Raw genomic sequence first — 15,300 nt, 5'->3', positions numbered from 1 at the left:
CCGATCTCAGGGGTGAGCGATGACGATCGAGAACAGCCGAGCCGATATCGCCCGATTCAAGGAGGCCGCGCAGGCCGGGACCGTCCAGTTCGATCCGGCGGCGGCTCGGCAGTGCGCCGAGATGTACGAACGGCAGGCCGATCGGCTGATCCACCTACAGCAGAGCCTCGAATCCGCCGCGGAACTCGGCGGTTTCGGCGGGTTCGTCTCCGCCCAGCAGTTGCAGGCGGGTTTCAGCCATAAAGCGCGGGACGCGGCGGCGCTGCTCGATCACTACATCGAGGCGGCCTACCGCATGAAGGAAGCGTTCCTGATCAGCGGAGGACTGTTCGAAGAGGCCGACGCGGCGAGTGCCGCCGCTCTGCGCGCGGTCCGGACGAGGTTGCCCCGATGACCGGTTCCGATCCCACCTACATCAACTCGATGGAACATTTCGAGTCGCTGCGGCACGAGGAGATCTACGCGAAGGCGCAGCAGATCGACGCCGCGCAGGTGCTGCGCGCCTCGACGATCTGGCTCGACGCGGCCGGCGCGCTCGCCACGTCGTTCCCGCTCACCCACGGCGGCGTCGACCGCGTGATGAACACGGCCGAGTGGCGGGGCGCCGCCGCCGACGCCGCCCAGGCCTGCGCTCGCAGTTTCGCGGCGTCGGCCGACGAGCTGGCCGCGGTGCTCGGTCAAGTAGGCGCACGGCTCGGCGGGGTCGCCGCGGCCGCCGAGGCGGTGAAACTCGCGGTGGTTCCGCCGGGCGCTTCCGGACCGGTCGGCGCGATAGCGCAACTGCTGGAGGCGGCGCACGTCATCGACGCGCAGATGGCGCAGGAGGCGCTGCGCCAAGAGGCCGTGCTCACGATGAACATGGTCTACAAACCAGCCTATTCCGCGGCGGGATCCGCCGTGCCCGCGCTGCCCGCACCGCCCGCGGCCACGGCGCCGCAGTCCGCCTCGCCCGGCACGCCGCGATACTCGGCGCCCGAGCAGACATCACCGAACGACGAATGGTCGCCGCGCGCAACGCAGCCCGAGCCTTCCGGTCCGGAAACGCCGGGGCCATCACACAATTCGTCGCCACCCACACAGCCGAAGCCGGAATCGCAGCAGACTCCTTCCGCACCGCCTGCCCAGCAGGCTCCGACGCAGCAAGCGCCGTCCACCGAACAGCCCACTCCGTCACCGGAGTCGACACAGCAGGCGCCGTCCACAACCGCGCCGCCGAGCCCCACTCCGGCGCCACAGTCCCCGGCGCCCACGCAACCGCCGAGTTCGTCGGCCCCTCCCCCGCCGCCGACCACCGAGCCGACGCAACCACCCAGTTCATCCGCCCCGGCAGCGCCTGCGACCCCGGAACCGACGCAGCCGCCGAGCTCGTCCGCGCCACCACCCCCGCCTCCGGCCCCGGAACCACCGAGCTCATCCGCGCCACCTGCGCCACCGAGCCCACCGCCGGCCCCCGAACCACCGAGCTCATCCGCGCCACCTGCGCCACCGAGCCCACCGCCGGCCCCCGAACCACCGAGCTCATCCGCGCCGCCAGCGCCCCAGGCCCCCCAACCGCCTCAGGCACCGCCGCCGAGCCCGCAGCCCGCGCCGCCTCCCGCACCCTCCGTGCCGATGCCCGACCCGAACGGCCAACCCGGAGTCACCGGACCGGTGGACGGCAGCCAACAGCAGATCCCGACCACCAACCAACCCGGCGTCGTCCCATCCTGACGCCCCGCACCGGATCTTCCGCCGCAACGCGAGGCGCGTCCTGGCGACCTCGGACCCGTCAGCAGCACTCGTGGCGGTCGGACCACTCCGATCGCCACGACAGCGCCGCACCTCTCGGCTGCATACGCCTGATCATGTTGCGCCGGACACCGTGAGGGGGTCGAACGGCCTAGTGGTCGTGTGCTGGGCGACTCGTGGCGAGTTGGGTTCTGCATGCGTTCTGTATCTCATATGCGAGTTGCGGTTCCGATCGACCCCAGCCCGCTCCCCACTCGTCTTCGAGATCGAATATCCGGCCGAGTGGAAGTGCGAGGACGCTGTCGGCATAGCCGGACCGGGCGACGATCTCGTAAACCTTGCCCAGGACCCATCTCTCGGTGGCTCGGTTGTCGGCGTGCATGCGTGCGAGTTTGGTGAACGCCACCTGGGCCGCGGCTGCGTCCGAGTCCGGGATGGCTGCGCCGCAGTCGGCCAGCGCCGCGGGCAGTATGTCGTGGACCTCATGAGGATCCCTGCCACTCAACCCAGCCAATTCTCTGAGCGTTTCACCGTCGTACCCTTGAATCAGCCACTGCGCTGCCCAGAGTGGGATTCGTTCGGACGGGATGGTGTCGAGCGCTACCCACGCTGCGACCAATTCCGGGGTCGGGACCTCTCCGGAGTCGGGTGCGGGCCAATCGTGCATGCCGGCCATGATGCCCGACCACGTCGTACTGCGTTCGGCTGGCAGCGGTCGGTGCGACTGCCCCCGAGATACGGAGGGCTTCAGCAGCCATGCCTCGCGGTGATCGGAGCTCCGGGACGTAGCGCATCGGGCGCCGACTCGAACGGCGCGTGCTCAGACCTTCACGAGGTCGTCGGCGTGGATGACGGGACGTTGCATCGTGTCGGGGAGTTCGGCGGTGGAGCGGCCGAGCATGCCCGCCAGTTCGGTGCTGTCGTACTCGACGACGCCCCTGGCGACGACGCGGCCGTCCGGGGCAACCAGGTCCACCACGTCACCGCCGTAGAAGCGGCCGCGGACGCCGACGATCCCGGCCGCGAGCAGCGACCGGCGCCGGTGCGCCACCGCCTGGACCGCGCCGTCATCGATGAGCAGCGTGCCACGGCTGTCGGCGGCGTGCCGGACCCAGAATTTCCGGGCGGACAACCGTACCGGGCGGGCGGCGAACGCGGTCCCGACGGTGCCGGTGCTCAGCGCGGTGGCGGCCGACGACGCGGCGGCGAGCAGGACCGGCACGCCCGCGTCCGCGGCCAGGCGCGCCGCCGACAGCTTGGACGCCATGCCGCCGGTGCCGAGCGCGCCACCGCTGCCCGCGATGACGCCGTCCAGATCGGCGCTGCTGCGCACCTCGGGGATCAGCGTGGCCGCGCCCTTGCGGGGGTCGCCGTCGTAGAGGCCATCCACATCCGACAGCAGCACCAGCGCGTCGGCGCCGATGAGGTGGGCGACCAGCGCGGCGAGCCGGTCGTTGTCGCCGAAGCGGATCTCCTCCGTCGCGACCGTGTCGTTCTCGTTCACCACCGCGATCGCGCCGAGCGAGCGCAGGCGATCGAGGGTGCGCTGCGCGTTGCGGTGGTGCTCGCGCCGGGCGAAGTCGTCGGCGCTCAGCAGCACCTGCCCCACCGTGCGGTCGTAGCGGGCGAACGACGTGCCCCAGGCGTGCGCGAGGGCCAGCTGCCCGACGCTCGCCGCCGCCTGCTTGGTCGCCAGGTCACGCGGACGGCTGGTCAAGCCCAGCGGCGCGATGCCTGCGCCGATGGCGCCCGAGGAGACCACCACCACATCGGATCCGGCGCGCATCCGCGCCTCCACCGCGTCGGCCAGCCGATCCAGCCGCGCGGTGTCCAGTCCGCCCTTCAGGCTGGTCAGCGCGGACGAGCCGATCTTCACCACGACCCGTCGCGCCGCCGCGATCGCCTGCCGCGCCTCGCTCAGGCCCGAGGAATCCGCCTCGGCGCTGATAGACCTCACCTGCATCGCCACCGAACTCCCTGCACCACCATCGAATCCACGTCGGCCGGGGCGGTTGTCCCGGCCTGGACCGGACCGCGCACGATCGAGTCCGGCGCCCACCGGGGGCGCACGGCGGCTCGACCGTGGTCCACGTCCTACTCCTCGTCTTCGCGTACCAGGCCGCGGCGCACCCGGGACGCGTGCTTGCGCTCGGCCGCGCTGACCCGGTCGGTCTGCTCGAGCCGGATGTCGGTGCCGCGCCCGGTGGGCACCATGTCGATGCCCGCCGAGATCTGCGGCTCCCAGTCGAACGTCACGTCGCCGATGGTCACCGGCGCTCCCGGCTCCGCGCCCTGCCGCACCAGCTCGTCTTCCACGCCCAAGCGCGCGAGACGGTCGGCCAGGTAACCCACGGCCTCGTCGTTGTCGAACTGGGTCTGCCGCACCCACCGCTCCGGCCGGGTGCCGCGCACGATGAAGCCGCCCGGCTCCTCCGGGTCGGCGATCACGCTGAATCCGGTGTCGTCCACCGCGATCGGGCGAATGACCGGGCGCTTCGGCGCGGCCTTCGGATGCTCTTCACGGTAGCGGCGCACCAGGTCCGCGAGAGCGAAGGTCAACGGGCGCAAGCCCGCCCGGCTCACGGCGGAGATCTCGAACACCGGCCAACCGCGTGCGGTGAACTCCGGGGTCACCATCTCGGCCAGTTCGGCCGCGTCGGGCACATCGATCTTGTTCAAGATCACCACGCGGGGGCGGTCGGCCAGGTCGCCGAGCCCGGCGTCCGCGCTGAGCGCGGGCTGGTAGGCGGCGAGTTCGGCCTCGAGCGCGTCGACGTCGGACACGGGATCGCGGCCCGGCTCCAGCGTCGCGCAGTCCACCACATGGGCGAGCACCGCGCAGCGCTCCAAGTGCCGCAGGAAGTCCAGCCCGAGGCCGCGGCCCTCGCTGGCGCCCGGGATCAGTCCCGGCACATCGGCGATCGTGAAGGTGGTCTCACCGCTGGCGACGACGCCGAGATTGGGCACCAGCGTGGTGAACGGGTAGTCCGCGATCTTCGGCTTGGCCGCCGAGAGCACCGAGACCAGCGAGGACTTGCCCGCCGAAGGGAAGCCGACGAGCCCGACGTCGGCGACCGATTTCAGTTCGAGCACCAAGTCGAGTTCTTCGCCGTCCTCGCCGAGCAGCGCGAAGCCCGGCGCCTTGCGGGCCTTCGAGGCCAGCGCGGCGTTGCCGAGCCCGCCGCGGCCGCCGCGGGCGACGATGAAGCGGTTGCCGGTGCCGACCAGGTCGACGAGCACTTTGCCGTCGTCGTCGAGCACCACGGTGCCGTCGGGCACCTTCAGCACCAGGTCGGCGCCCTGTTTGCCGTCGCGGTTGCCGCCTTCACCCGGCTTGCCGTTGCCGGCCTTCGCGTGGGGGTGGAAGTGGAAGTCCAGCAGCGTGTGCACGTTGGAGTCGACCTCGAGGATGACGTCTCCACCGTTGCCGCCGTTACCGCCGTCCGGGCCGCCGAGCGGCTTGAACTTCTCGCGGTGCACCGAAGCGCAGCCGTGGCCGCCTTTGCCCGCACGCACATGTAGCACGACACGGTCGATGAACTTGGACATACGCCGAATCATCCTCCTTCGGGACTGGTCGTACTGAGAGCGGTCGTTCGCGAACACGAAAAACGGGCCAGGGTTCCGAGACCCTGACCCGCTCGCTGTCTATCCGGATGTGGTTCGGCGGTCAGGCCTGAACCGGCTCCGGGGTGACGATGTTGACGGTCTTGCGTCCGCGCTTGGTGCCGAACTCCACCGCGCCCGCCGCCAGGGCGAACAGGGTGTCGTCACCGCCACGGCCGACGTTCACGCCGGGGTGGAAGTGGGTGCCGCGCTGACGCACCAGGATCTCGCCCGCCTTGACCGTCTGGCCGCCGAAGCGCTTGACGCCGAGTCGCTGGGCGTTGGAATCGCGTCCGTTCCGGGAACTGGACGCACCCTTCTTGTGTGCCATGGCTGGTTCTCCTCGGGATGTCTTACTTGATGCCGGTGACCTTCAGGACCGTCAGCGGCTGACGGTGACCCTGGCGCTTGTGGTAGCCGGTCTTGTTCTTGAACTTGTGGATGCGGATCTTCGGGCCCTTGGTCTGCTCGACCACCTCGGCGGCCACGGAGACCTTGGCCAGCTTGTCGGCATCGGTGGTCAGCTCGGCGCCATCGACGACGAGAACCGGATCCAGCGCCACGGCGGTACCCGGCGCACCCTCGATCTTCTCGACCTTCACCAGGTCACCGACCGCGACCTTGTACTGCTTTCCGCCGGTCTTGACGATCGCGTACGTTGCCATCGGTCGGCTGCCCTTCTTCCTATAGTGCTCGGCACTTGCTCACGCGGCGACTCCTCCGGTCTGATGCCACCGGAAACCGCCACACGACTGGTCTGGTAATCGCCACCGCCTCGGCATCTGGTGGCTCTCGGTATCGCACTGTCGAGAACCGGGCCACGAAGACAAAACATGTTGTCACCGGGCAGCGACTGTCCAAGATTACAGGACGGCCACCGTGACGACCAAACCGGCGTCCGCCCGAGCACCGCGGTCGTGCCGCGGATTCGCTGCCCGGACGCCCGTGGCCCCCGCCGGAAGGACCGGCGAGGGCCACGGGACGGCGGCCAGACCTCAGTTCGAGGCGTCCGGCGCGCCTGCCGGGCGACCGACCGACCGCCTGCGCGGCCTGCTGCGCTGCGGCAATTCGACCGGCTCCGGCTGGGAGTAGTCGATCGCCGGCGCGGGCGCCTGCTCTCCGGTGGGCAGCACGAACACCGCGCCGGAGCTGTCCGCGGCGGGCGCGGCGGCCGAACGGGCAACCCTCCGGCGACGAGCCGGACGGCTCGGCTCGGCGGCACCGTTGGCGGTGGCACCGTTCTCGGTCGTCGCGACGGGCTCGGCGGCCGCCGCGGTTTCGGCGACCGGCTCGGGTTCGGCGACCGCAGCGGACACCGCTACGGGCTCGGCGGCCGGGACAACCGCACCGGCGGGTTCCGCGTCGGCCTCGCCCGCGGAGACGGGCTCTTCCGCCGGCACCGCCTCGGTCTTCTCGACTTCCTCGACGACCTCGACCACTTCGGCGGGCTCGGTCTCCGGTTCCTCGGCGGGCACCGCCACCGCGGCCTCCACGGTCTCCGTGACGACTCGCTCCTCGGTGGCCGCGTCGGCGACGGTGGCCTCGCCCACCCCCGCGACCTGCGGCTCGGCGAAGGTATCGCCGGCCGTCCCCGGCGCCTGCTCGGTGTCGTCGGGCTGGTGCGCCGCCATCGCCAGCGCCACCGGGTGCGCCCGCTTGACGGCCGCGTCGTCCTCGGTGTGCTCGGCGGCGGGACCGGACCCGTTGGCGGGCTGCGGCGCCGCGGCCGCACCCTTGTCCCGGCCACGACGCCTGCGCGAACCGCTCTCGCGGGTGCGCCCTGCGGGCTCTTCGCCGGAACCGGTCTCCACCGGGTAGCTGTGCACGAGGATGCCGCGTCCGTGGCAGTGCTCGCAGGTGGTGGAGAACGCCTCGACCAGGCCGGTGCCCAGCTTCTTGCGGGTCATCTGGACCAGGCCGAGCGAGGTGACCTCGGAGACCTGGTGGCGGGTGCGGTCCCGGCCGAGCGCCTCGGTCAGGCGGCGCAGCACCAGGTCGCGGTTGGACTCGAGCACCATGTCGATGAAGTCGACGACGATCATGCCGCCGATGTCGCGCAGCCGCATCTGGCGCACGATCTCCTCGGCCGCCTCCAGGTTGTTCCTGGTGACCGTCTCCTCCAGATTGCTGCCGCCCGCGCCGGTGAACTTGCCGGTGTTCACGTCGATCACCGTCATGGCCTCGGTGCGGTCGATCACCAGGGTGCCGCCGGAAGGCAGCCACACCTTGCGATCGAGCGCCTTGGCCAGCTGCTCGTCGATCCGGTAGGTCTCGAACACGTCGACGCCGTTGTTGTCGTGCCGCGAGACCCTGGCCAGCAGGTCCGGCGCCACGGTGCCGATGTACTTCTCCACCGTGCTCCAGGCCCGGTCACCCTCGATGACCAGCTTGGAGAAGTCCTCGTTGAACAGGTCACGGATGACCTTGACCAGCAGATCGGGCTCTTCGTAGAGCGTCTTGGGCGCGTTGTTGTCCTTGCCGGTCTGCTCCTGGATTTTGCGCCAGGTCGCCTGCAGCCGCTCCACGTCGCGGGCCAGCTCGGTCTCGCTGACGCCTTCGGAGGCGGTGCGGATGATCACGCCCGCGTCGGCGGGCACGATGTCGCGCAGGATCTCCTTGAGGCGCTTGCGCTCGGTGTCCGGCAGCTTGCGGCTGATCCCGGTGGAGGTGCCGCCCGGCACGTACACCAGGAAACGTCCGGCCAGGCTGATCTGCGTGGTCAGCCGGGCGCCCTTGTGGCCGACCGGGTCCTTGCTCACCTGGACCAGCACTTGGTCGCCCGGCTTGAGCGCCTGCTCGATCTTGCGCTCCTTGCCGCCGAGCCCGGCGGCCTCCCAGTTGACCTCGCCCGCGTACAGCACGCCGTTGCGGCCGCGGCCGATGTCGACGAACGCGGCCTCCATGCTGGGCAGCACGTTCTGCACCTTGCCCAGGTAGACGTTGCCCACCATGGACGCGGAGCCGGTGCTCGTCACGAAATGCTCGACCAGGACGTTGTCCTCGAGCACGGCCACCTGCGTCGCGGTGGGGTGGTCCGGGAAGGACTTCTCGCGTACCACCATCACGCGATCCACCGCTTCGCGCCGGGCCAGGAACTCCGACTCGGTCAGGATCGGCGGACGGCGACGGCCCGCCTCGCGTCCGTCACGTCTGCGCTGCCGCTTCGCCTCCAGCCGTGTGGAGCCGGTGATGCCCTGGACCTCGTCGACCGCGGCCCGGCTGCGGCTCTTGTTGCGCGGCTCGCGCTCGTGCACGACCGTGTTCGGCGGGTCGTCGTCGGCGGACTCGTTCTCGCCCGATTCACCGGCCACCTTGCGGCGACGACGGCGACGGCGACGACGGCTGGAACCTTCCGGCACGCCGTCCTCGTCCTCGCCATCGCCCTCGGCGGCCTCCGTGGACTCCGCCGCCGCGGACTCGGCCTGCTCCGCGGGCGCGGGAGCCGACTCCTCGTCGGTCTCGGACTCGGTGTCCTCGCCATCGCCGTCGGTCTCGGACTGCTGCTCGCCCCGGCCGCGGCCACGCCCCCGGCGGCCGCGGCGCCTGCGCCTCGGCTGGCCCTCGGCATCATCCTGCTGATCGGCCGACTCGCGTTCGTCCTCGGCGACCTCGGTCTCGTCCTCGACGGGCTCGGGCGCCTGCTCCTCGGTGCGGCGCGCCTCCCGCTCGGCGCGGCGCTGCTTGCGCGCCTGCTCGGCGGCCGCGGCATCCGGTGACAGGAACAGCGGCGCCTGCACGACGGCGGCGGACTCGAACACCGCGGGGGCCGCCGGCTCCGGTTCCGGCCGCACCGAGTGCGTGAACAGCTGCGTGTGGCTGGGGGTGGCGCCGAGCGGCGGCTGCGTGGTGGACGGCGTGTCCGGTGCGGAGAAGATGACGCCCGCACCGGAGAAGGGACCGTCACGGCCCGGTTCGGGCTCTTCGGCCCGAGGCGCCGGTTGTTCGGCGGCGGGCGCCGTCCGCGTGGGCGCGTCCTCCTGGGGTTGCGCGGGCGCGGCGGCGTCTTGCGGCCCTGCGGCGGGCTGCTCGGTCGCGGCGTCGGCCTCGACCGTCACCAAGGCGTCGCGCACCGACTCCGCGACGGCCCGGTCGACGTTCGACTGGGCGCTGCGCGCGTCCGCCCCCATCTCGGTCAGCTTGGCCAGGATGCGCTTGCTCGTTACCCCCAGCAGCTTGGCGAGTGCGTGAACTCGGATTCGCTCCGGCAATTGTTCGGCATCCTGTGATGTTGTTTCCAGCGGCTCTTGATCGGCCACGAAGTCTCCTCGGGCCCCCGGGCGCGTCCCTCCCGGCGGGAGTGACGCGGCCGACGCGGGGGCGCTGTCCGTTCGACTCACACCCGGTGGGCGCGAGATCAGTGGTCTCGCCCCGCGTGCCCGGTTATCTCCTCGGTTGTGCGTCGGTCGGGCTAACTGGTCACGCGGCGCCTGGCTGTATGGCTGAACTCCGCGGCGCGAGCGCTCATCCAGCGTGCCTACACGAACAGCGAGCCCGTTGACCAGGCCGTTTGTCCATGGCAGCGATGATCGGCATCGAACCGTGGTGTCATCCGGCTGCCCTCGTCACGTTTCGTTCGCGCACCTGCACGAACAGTCGGCGTCGAAAGCAGCCGATGCCAGTATCCCATACCGCGCGCCGGGCGTTCGCCATCGGCGCTCGACTCGGCCCGGCCCGCGACGCGAACGCAGGTGTCGCGGCGGCGCGGGCCCGGCGATCGAGACCCGGTCAGGCGGGCAGTTCGGGGAACCAGAGGGCGATCTCCCGCTTGGCCGATTCGGGCGAATCGGACCCGTGGACCAGGTTCTCCTGGGTCTCCAGAGCGAAGTCCCCGCGAATGCTGCCCGGCACGGCCTTCTCGACCGGATCGGTGCCGCCCGCGATCTGGCGGAACGCGGCGATGGCGCGCGGGCCCTCCAGGATGGCCGCGACGACCGGGCCCGAGGTGATGAACTCGATCAGCGACCCGAAGAACGGCTTCTCGGCGTGCTCGGCGTAGTGGCCCTTGGCCAGTTCCTCCGATACGTGCTTCAGCTCCAGGGCGGCGATCTTCAGGCCCTTGCGCTCGATCCGTGCCAGCACCTCGCCGACAAGGCCACGGGCCACACCGTCCGGCTTGATGAGTACCAACGTCTGCTCAGTCACGGCGCCCAGCCTATCGGGCATCCTTCCGGCCCCCGCACGAGCGGTCGGCTGATCGTTTCCGGCGCTCCCGCGCCGTGCGCCCGCGGCTAGGACCGCTGGATGCGCTGGCTCGGCAGCAGCCCCTTCTCCATCCGGCCGCGCACGTCGGCGCGCAGCACCAGGATGAAGCCCCAGACCACGGCGAACACCACGCCGATGACGCCGATGGACACGTGGATGAACGCGCCGAGCAGCACCAGCGCCTGCAAGGCGAGATTGAACGGCAGCGCCCAGGGCCGCCGCTGCACTCCGGCACCGAGGAACATCACCACCGCGAGCGCCACGAGGTAGGTGCCGGACAACCAGGTCACCCCGCCGCCGACGTCGGCGACCACCGGTAACGCGAGCAGCACCACGATCGCCTCCAGCACCAGCGTCCCCGCCATCACCCCGCGCAAGCCCTTCCACGGGTCGGTCGCGGGCGCGGGCACCGGCTGTTCGTCTCGTTCGGCCGGTTCGCTCATGCTGTGCCCTCCTCGGTATCCACCGGACGCACCGGGCGACCGGCGCTCGTGCGGTGGCTCTCGGTCCCGTCATGGTCGAGCGGGCCGCCGTACGCACACCCGGCGCTCACGCCGGGTCCTTTCCGAACAGTGCGCGGGCCGCGCCCGCCGTGACCACCGACCCGGTGATGATCACCCCGGCGCCGGACACCATCTCGCCCGCGTCGCCCACCTCCTCGGCGATCGCGATCGCGGTCTCCAGCGCGTCGGGCAGCGTGGCGGCGGAAACCACGCGCTCGTCGCCGAAGCGCTGCACCGCGAGGTCGGCGAGGGTGTCCACGTCCAGCGCGCGGGGCGAACCGTTGCTGGTGACGACGATCTCGTCGAACACCGGCTCCAGTGCGGTGAGGATGCCGTCGGCGTCCTTGTCACCGAGCACCGCGACCACGCCGACCAGCTTGCGGAAGTCGAATTCGTCGGTCAGCGTCGCGGCAAGCGCTCGCGCGCCCGCCGGGTTGTGCGCGGCGTCGATGAAGATGGTCGGCGCGTTGCGCATCCGCTCCATCCGCCCCGGACTGGTGACGCTCGCGAAACCCGCGCGCACGGCGTCGATGTCGAGCCTGCGCTGCGCGCCCGCGCCGAAGAATGCCTCCACCGCCGCGAGCGCGAGCACCGCGTTGCGCGCTTGATGCTCGCCGTGCAACGGCAGGAAGATCTCGTCGTACACCCCGCCGAGGCCCTGCAACTCGAGTTGCTGCCCGCCCACCGCGATCTGCCGGGCGAGCACGCGGAACTCCGAGCCCTCGCGGGCGACCGCCGCGTCCACCTCGACGGCGCGGCGCAGCAGCACCTCCATCGCCTCCGGCTCCTGCTGCGCGATCACCGCGACGTTGTCGCGGGGCACCAGGCTCTCCGGGGCGCGCTTGATGATCCCGGCCTTCTCCCCCGCGATCGAAGCGAGGTCCGGACCGAGGTAGTCGGTGTGGTCCAAGCCGATCGGCGTGATCACCGCCACCTGGCCGTCGATGACGTTCGTGGCGTCCCAGGTGCCGCCCAATCCCGTCTCGACGACCGCGACATCGACCGGCGCCTCGGCGAAGGCGGCGTAGGCCATGCCGGTGAGCACTTCGAACTTGCTCATGGCGGGCCCGCCCGCGGCCGCCGACTGCCTGTCGATCATCTCGACGTACGGCAGCAGCTCACGGTAGATCTCCACGTATTTCGCCGGGCTGATCGGCGCGTTGTCGATGCTGATCCGCTCGGTGGCCAGTTGCAGATGCGGACTGGTGATCCGGCCGGTGCGCCGATGCAGTGCGGTGAGCAGCGCGTCGATCATCCTGGTCACCGAGGTCTTGCCGTTGGTGCCCGCGATGTGGATGGCCGGGTAGCTCTGCTGCGGCGAGCCGAGCAGGTCCATCAGCGTGGCGATCCTGGTGAGCGACGGCTCGATCTTGGTCTCCGGCCAGCGCCGGTCGAGTTCCGCCTCGACCAGCGCCATCTCGGCCAGTTCCACCGGCGAGGGGCCGGAGCCGAGCCGCGCGCCGCCGCCACGGCGCTCGTCGTCGCCGTATTGCGGTTCCGGCTCGTGGTTCACTTGCCGCTCAACTCCGCCAGTCGCGCCCCGATCCGGGCCACCTCGTCGGCGGCCACCTGCTGCCTGCCGCGGATCTTCTCGACCACGTGCTCGGGCGCCTTGGCCAGGAACGCCTCGTTGCCGAGCTTGGCGGTGGTGGTCTCGAGTTCCTTCTGCGCGGCGGCCAGGTCCTTCTCCAGCCTGCGGCGTTCGGCGTCCAGATCGACCGCGCCGGAGGTGTCCAGCTCCACGGTGACCGTCCCGGTGCTCAGGCGGACCTCCACCGACGCGGTCGCGGCGAAGCCCGCGCCGGGCTCGGTCAGCCGCGCCAGGTTCGCCACCGACGCCGCCTGCTCGCCGAGCCCGGCCGCGTCGACCCCGATCAGCTTGGCCGCGACCTTCTGCTTGTCGGCCAAGCCCTGGTCGCTGCGGAACCGCCGGATCTCCGTGATCAACCGCTGGGTGTCCGAGATGCGCTGCGCCGCTTCCCGGTCCGCGGGCACGCCGGAGGCCTGCGGCCACGGCGCGATCACGATCGACTCGCCGCCGGTCAGCGCCTGCCACAACGCCTCGGTGACGAACGGGACGACCGGGTGCAGCAGGCGCAGCACCGCGTCGAGCACGGCGCCGAGCACCAGCCTGGTCGCTTCCGCGCGCGCGCCGTCGGCGGCGAACTGCACCTTGGCCAGCTCCAGGTACCAGTCGCACAGCTCGTCCCACGCGAAGTGGTAGAGCGCCTCGCACGCCTTGCCGAACTCGTAGGCGTCGAACGCGGCGTCGGCTTCGGCGCGCACCGCGTCCAGCCGGTCCAGGATCCAGCGATCGGCGTCGGTGAGCTGGGCGCGGTCGGGCAGTTCCCCCACCCGCGCGCCGTTCATCAGCGCGAACTTGGTCGCGTTGAACACCTTGGTCACGAAGCTGCGCGAGGCGAGCACGTGCGGCTCGCCGACCGAGAGGTCGCCGCCCGGCTGCGCGCCGCGCGCGAGGGTGAAGCGCGTCGCGTCGGCGCCGAAGGCGTTGATCCAGTCCAGCGGGTCGATGCCGTTGCCGCGCGATTTGGACATCTTCTTGCCGAACTGGTCGCGGATCAGGCCGTGCAGGAACACGTCCTTGAACGGCACCTGCCGCTGGCCGCCCTTGCCGGTGGTCAGCACGGCGTCCTCGGCGACGTAGGTGCCGAACATCATCATCCGCGCCACCCAGAAGAACAGGATGTCGTAGCCGGTGACCAGCACGCTGGTGGGATAGAACTTCTCGAGTTCGGCGGTGGCGTGTGGCCAGCCCATCGTGGAGAACGGCCACAGGCCGGAGGAGAACCAGGTGTCGAGCACGTCCGGGTCCTGCACCCAGCCCTCCGGCGCCTGCTCGTCGGGTCCGACGCACACCACTTCGCCCTCGGGGCCGTACCAGATCGGGATGCGGTGGCCCCACCACAGCTGGCGCGAGATGCACCAGTCGTGCATGTCGTCGACCCAGCCGAACCAGCGCGGCTCCTGGCTCTTGGGGTGGATCACGGTGTCACCGTTGCGCACGGCATCGCCGGCGGCCTTGGCCAGCGATTCGACCTTCACCCACCACTGCATGGACAGGCGCGGCTCGATCGGCTCGCCGGTGCGCTCGGAATGCCCGACGGAGTGCAGGTACGGCCGCTTCTCCGCGACCACCCTGCCCTCCCGCGCGAGCCGCTCGCGCACCTTGACGCGCGCCTCGAAACGGTCCATGCCGTCGAATTCGGTTCCGGTGCCGGTGATCCGGCCGCGCTCGTCCATGATGGTCGGCATCGGCAGCCCGTGCCGCAGACCCAGCTCGAAGTCGTTGGGGTCGTGCGCCGGTGTGATCTTCACCGCGCCGGAGCCGAACTCGGGATCGACGTAGTCGTCGGCGACGATCGGGATCTGCCGTCCGGTGATCGGATGCTCCAGAGTGGTGCCGATCAGCTGTCGGTAGCGCGGGTCATCCGGGTGCACGGCCACCGCCGTGTCGCCGAGCATGGTCTCCACCCGGGTGGTGGCCACGACGACGTGCGGTTCGTCGTCGCTGAGCGAGCCGTAGCGCAGCGAGACCAGCTCGCCTTCCACGTCCTCGTACTTGACCTCGATGTCGGAGATAGCGGTGCGCAGCTCGGGCGACCAGTTCACCAGCCGCTCGGCGCGGTAGATCAGGCCCGCGTCGTAGAGCCGCTTGAACATCGTCTGCACGGCGCGCGAGAGGCCCTCGTCCATGGTGAAGCGGTCGCGGCTCCAGTCCACGCCGTCGCCGAGAGCGCGCATCTGCCACTGGATGGCGCCGCCGGATTCCCGCTTCCAGTCCCACACCTTCTGCACGAACAGTTCGCGGCCGAAGTCTTCCTTCGTCTTGCCGTCCACCGCGAGCTGCTTTTCCACCACGGTCTGGGTGGCGATGCCCGCGTGGTCCATGCCGGGCAGCCAGAGCACCTCGTAACCCTGCATGCGCTTGCGGCGCGACAGCGTGTCCATCAGGGTGTGGTCGAGGGCGTGGCCCATGTGCAGCGTGCCGGTGACGTTCGGCGGGGGCAGCACGATCGAATAGGCCGGCTTGCCGCTGCCGGGGTCGGCGGTGAAATAGCCAGCGGCTACCCAGCGCTCGTACATCTCGGCCTCCACCTCGCTGGGCGTCCAGCTCTTGGGGAGTGCATCGGCACGATTACGCGTGTTGTCAGGGGCTGCGCTGGTCACCCCGCGATTCTAGAGCGCGTCGATCGGCCGACTTCGGGTCGGTCGACCCGGATCACCGCCGCCCACGCATCCA

The 15,300-nt window shown here is 70.8% G+C and carries 11 protein-coding genes; 2 read left to right on the top strand and 9 right to left on the bottom strand.

The window, feature by feature from the left end; genetic code table 11:
* The first annotated feature begins 19 nt into the window (after positions 1-19).
* Positions 20-394 carry a hypothetical protein gene (locus ACWDMM_RS04025; RefSeq protein WP_195077552.1) on the top strand — a complete coding sequence of 125 codons (375 nt, stop codon included), beginning with the start codon at positions 20-22 and terminating at the stop codon, positions 392-394.
* Complete coding sequence (locus tag ACWDMM_RS04020; protein WP_357205112.1) at positions 391-1,710, top strand: superantigen-like protein SSL4; 1,320 nt, start codon at positions 391-393, stop codon at positions 1,708-1,710. The genes ACWDMM_RS04025 and ACWDMM_RS04020 overlap by 4 nt, the downstream gene beginning before the upstream one ends.
* A gap of 838 nt (positions 1,711-2,548) precedes the next feature.
* Here the strand turns inward: ACWDMM_RS04020 and proB are convergent.
* The 9 genes from proB to ACWDMM_RS03975 all read right to left on the bottom strand — a co-directional run bounded on the left by proB (position 2,549) and on the right by ACWDMM_RS03975 (position 15,227).
* Complete coding sequence (gene proB, locus ACWDMM_RS04015; RefSeq protein WP_397069921.1) at positions 2,549-3,691, bottom strand: glutamate 5-kinase; 1,143 nt, start codon at positions 3,689-3,691, stop codon at positions 2,549-2,551.
* Positions 3,692-3,822: 131 nt separating this feature from the next.
* Entirely contained in the window at positions 3,823-5,277 is a 1,455-nt protein-coding gene (obgE, locus tag ACWDMM_RS04010) for a GTPase ObgE (RefSeq protein ID WP_195077550.1), read from the bottom strand.
* A 121-nt stretch (positions 5,278-5,398) separates the two neighbouring features.
* On the bottom strand, positions 5,399-5,665 hold the full coding sequence (gene rpmA / locus ACWDMM_RS04005; protein ID WP_195077549.1) for a 50S ribosomal protein L27: 267 nt from the start codon (positions 5,663-5,665) through the stop codon (positions 5,399-5,401).
* A gap of 22 nt (positions 5,666-5,687) precedes the next feature.
* Complete coding sequence (rplU, locus tag ACWDMM_RS04000) at positions 5,688-5,999, bottom strand: 50S ribosomal protein L21 (RefSeq protein WP_039796660.1); 312 nt, start codon at positions 5,997-5,999, stop codon at positions 5,688-5,690.
* A 330-nt stretch (positions 6,000-6,329) separates the two neighbouring features.
* The gene (locus ACWDMM_RS03995) at positions 6,330-9,590 is read right to left on the bottom strand and encodes a translation initiation factor IF-2 N-terminal domain-containing protein (protein WP_449935836.1); all 3,261 of its coding nucleotides are present in this window, start codon (positions 9,588-9,590) and stop codon (positions 6,330-6,332) included.
* Between the two features lie 469 nt (positions 9,591-10,059).
* Positions 10,060-10,476 carry a nucleoside-diphosphate kinase gene (gene ndk, locus ACWDMM_RS03990; protein WP_039796656.1) on the bottom strand — a complete coding sequence of 139 codons (417 nt, stop codon included), beginning with the start codon at positions 10,474-10,476 and terminating at the stop codon, positions 10,060-10,062.
* A gap of 86 nt (positions 10,477-10,562) precedes the next feature.
* Positions 10,563-10,979 (bottom strand): DUF4233 domain-containing protein, encoded by a 417-nt coding sequence (locus tag ACWDMM_RS03985; RefSeq protein ID WP_195077548.1) that lies wholly within the window; start codon positions 10,977-10,979, stop codon positions 10,563-10,565.
* Between the two features lie 106 nt (positions 10,980-11,085).
* Complete coding sequence (folC, locus tag ACWDMM_RS03980) at positions 11,086-12,471, bottom strand: bifunctional tetrahydrofolate synthase/dihydrofolate synthase (RefSeq protein WP_449935988.1); 1,386 nt, start codon at positions 12,469-12,471, stop codon at positions 11,086-11,088.
* Positions 12,472-12,548: 77 nt separating this feature from the next.
* Positions 12,549-15,227, bottom strand: coding sequence for a valine--tRNA ligase (locus tag ACWDMM_RS03975; RefSeq protein ID WP_195077547.1), 2,679 nt, complete (start codon positions 15,225-15,227; stop codon positions 12,549-12,551).
* Positions 15,228-15,300: the final 73 nt, after the last annotated feature.

This window comes from Nocardia sp. NPDC003726, assembly GCF_053586955.1.
Note: the sequence above shows the minus strand (reverse complement) of the source record. Positions and strands in the feature narration are given on the sequence as shown.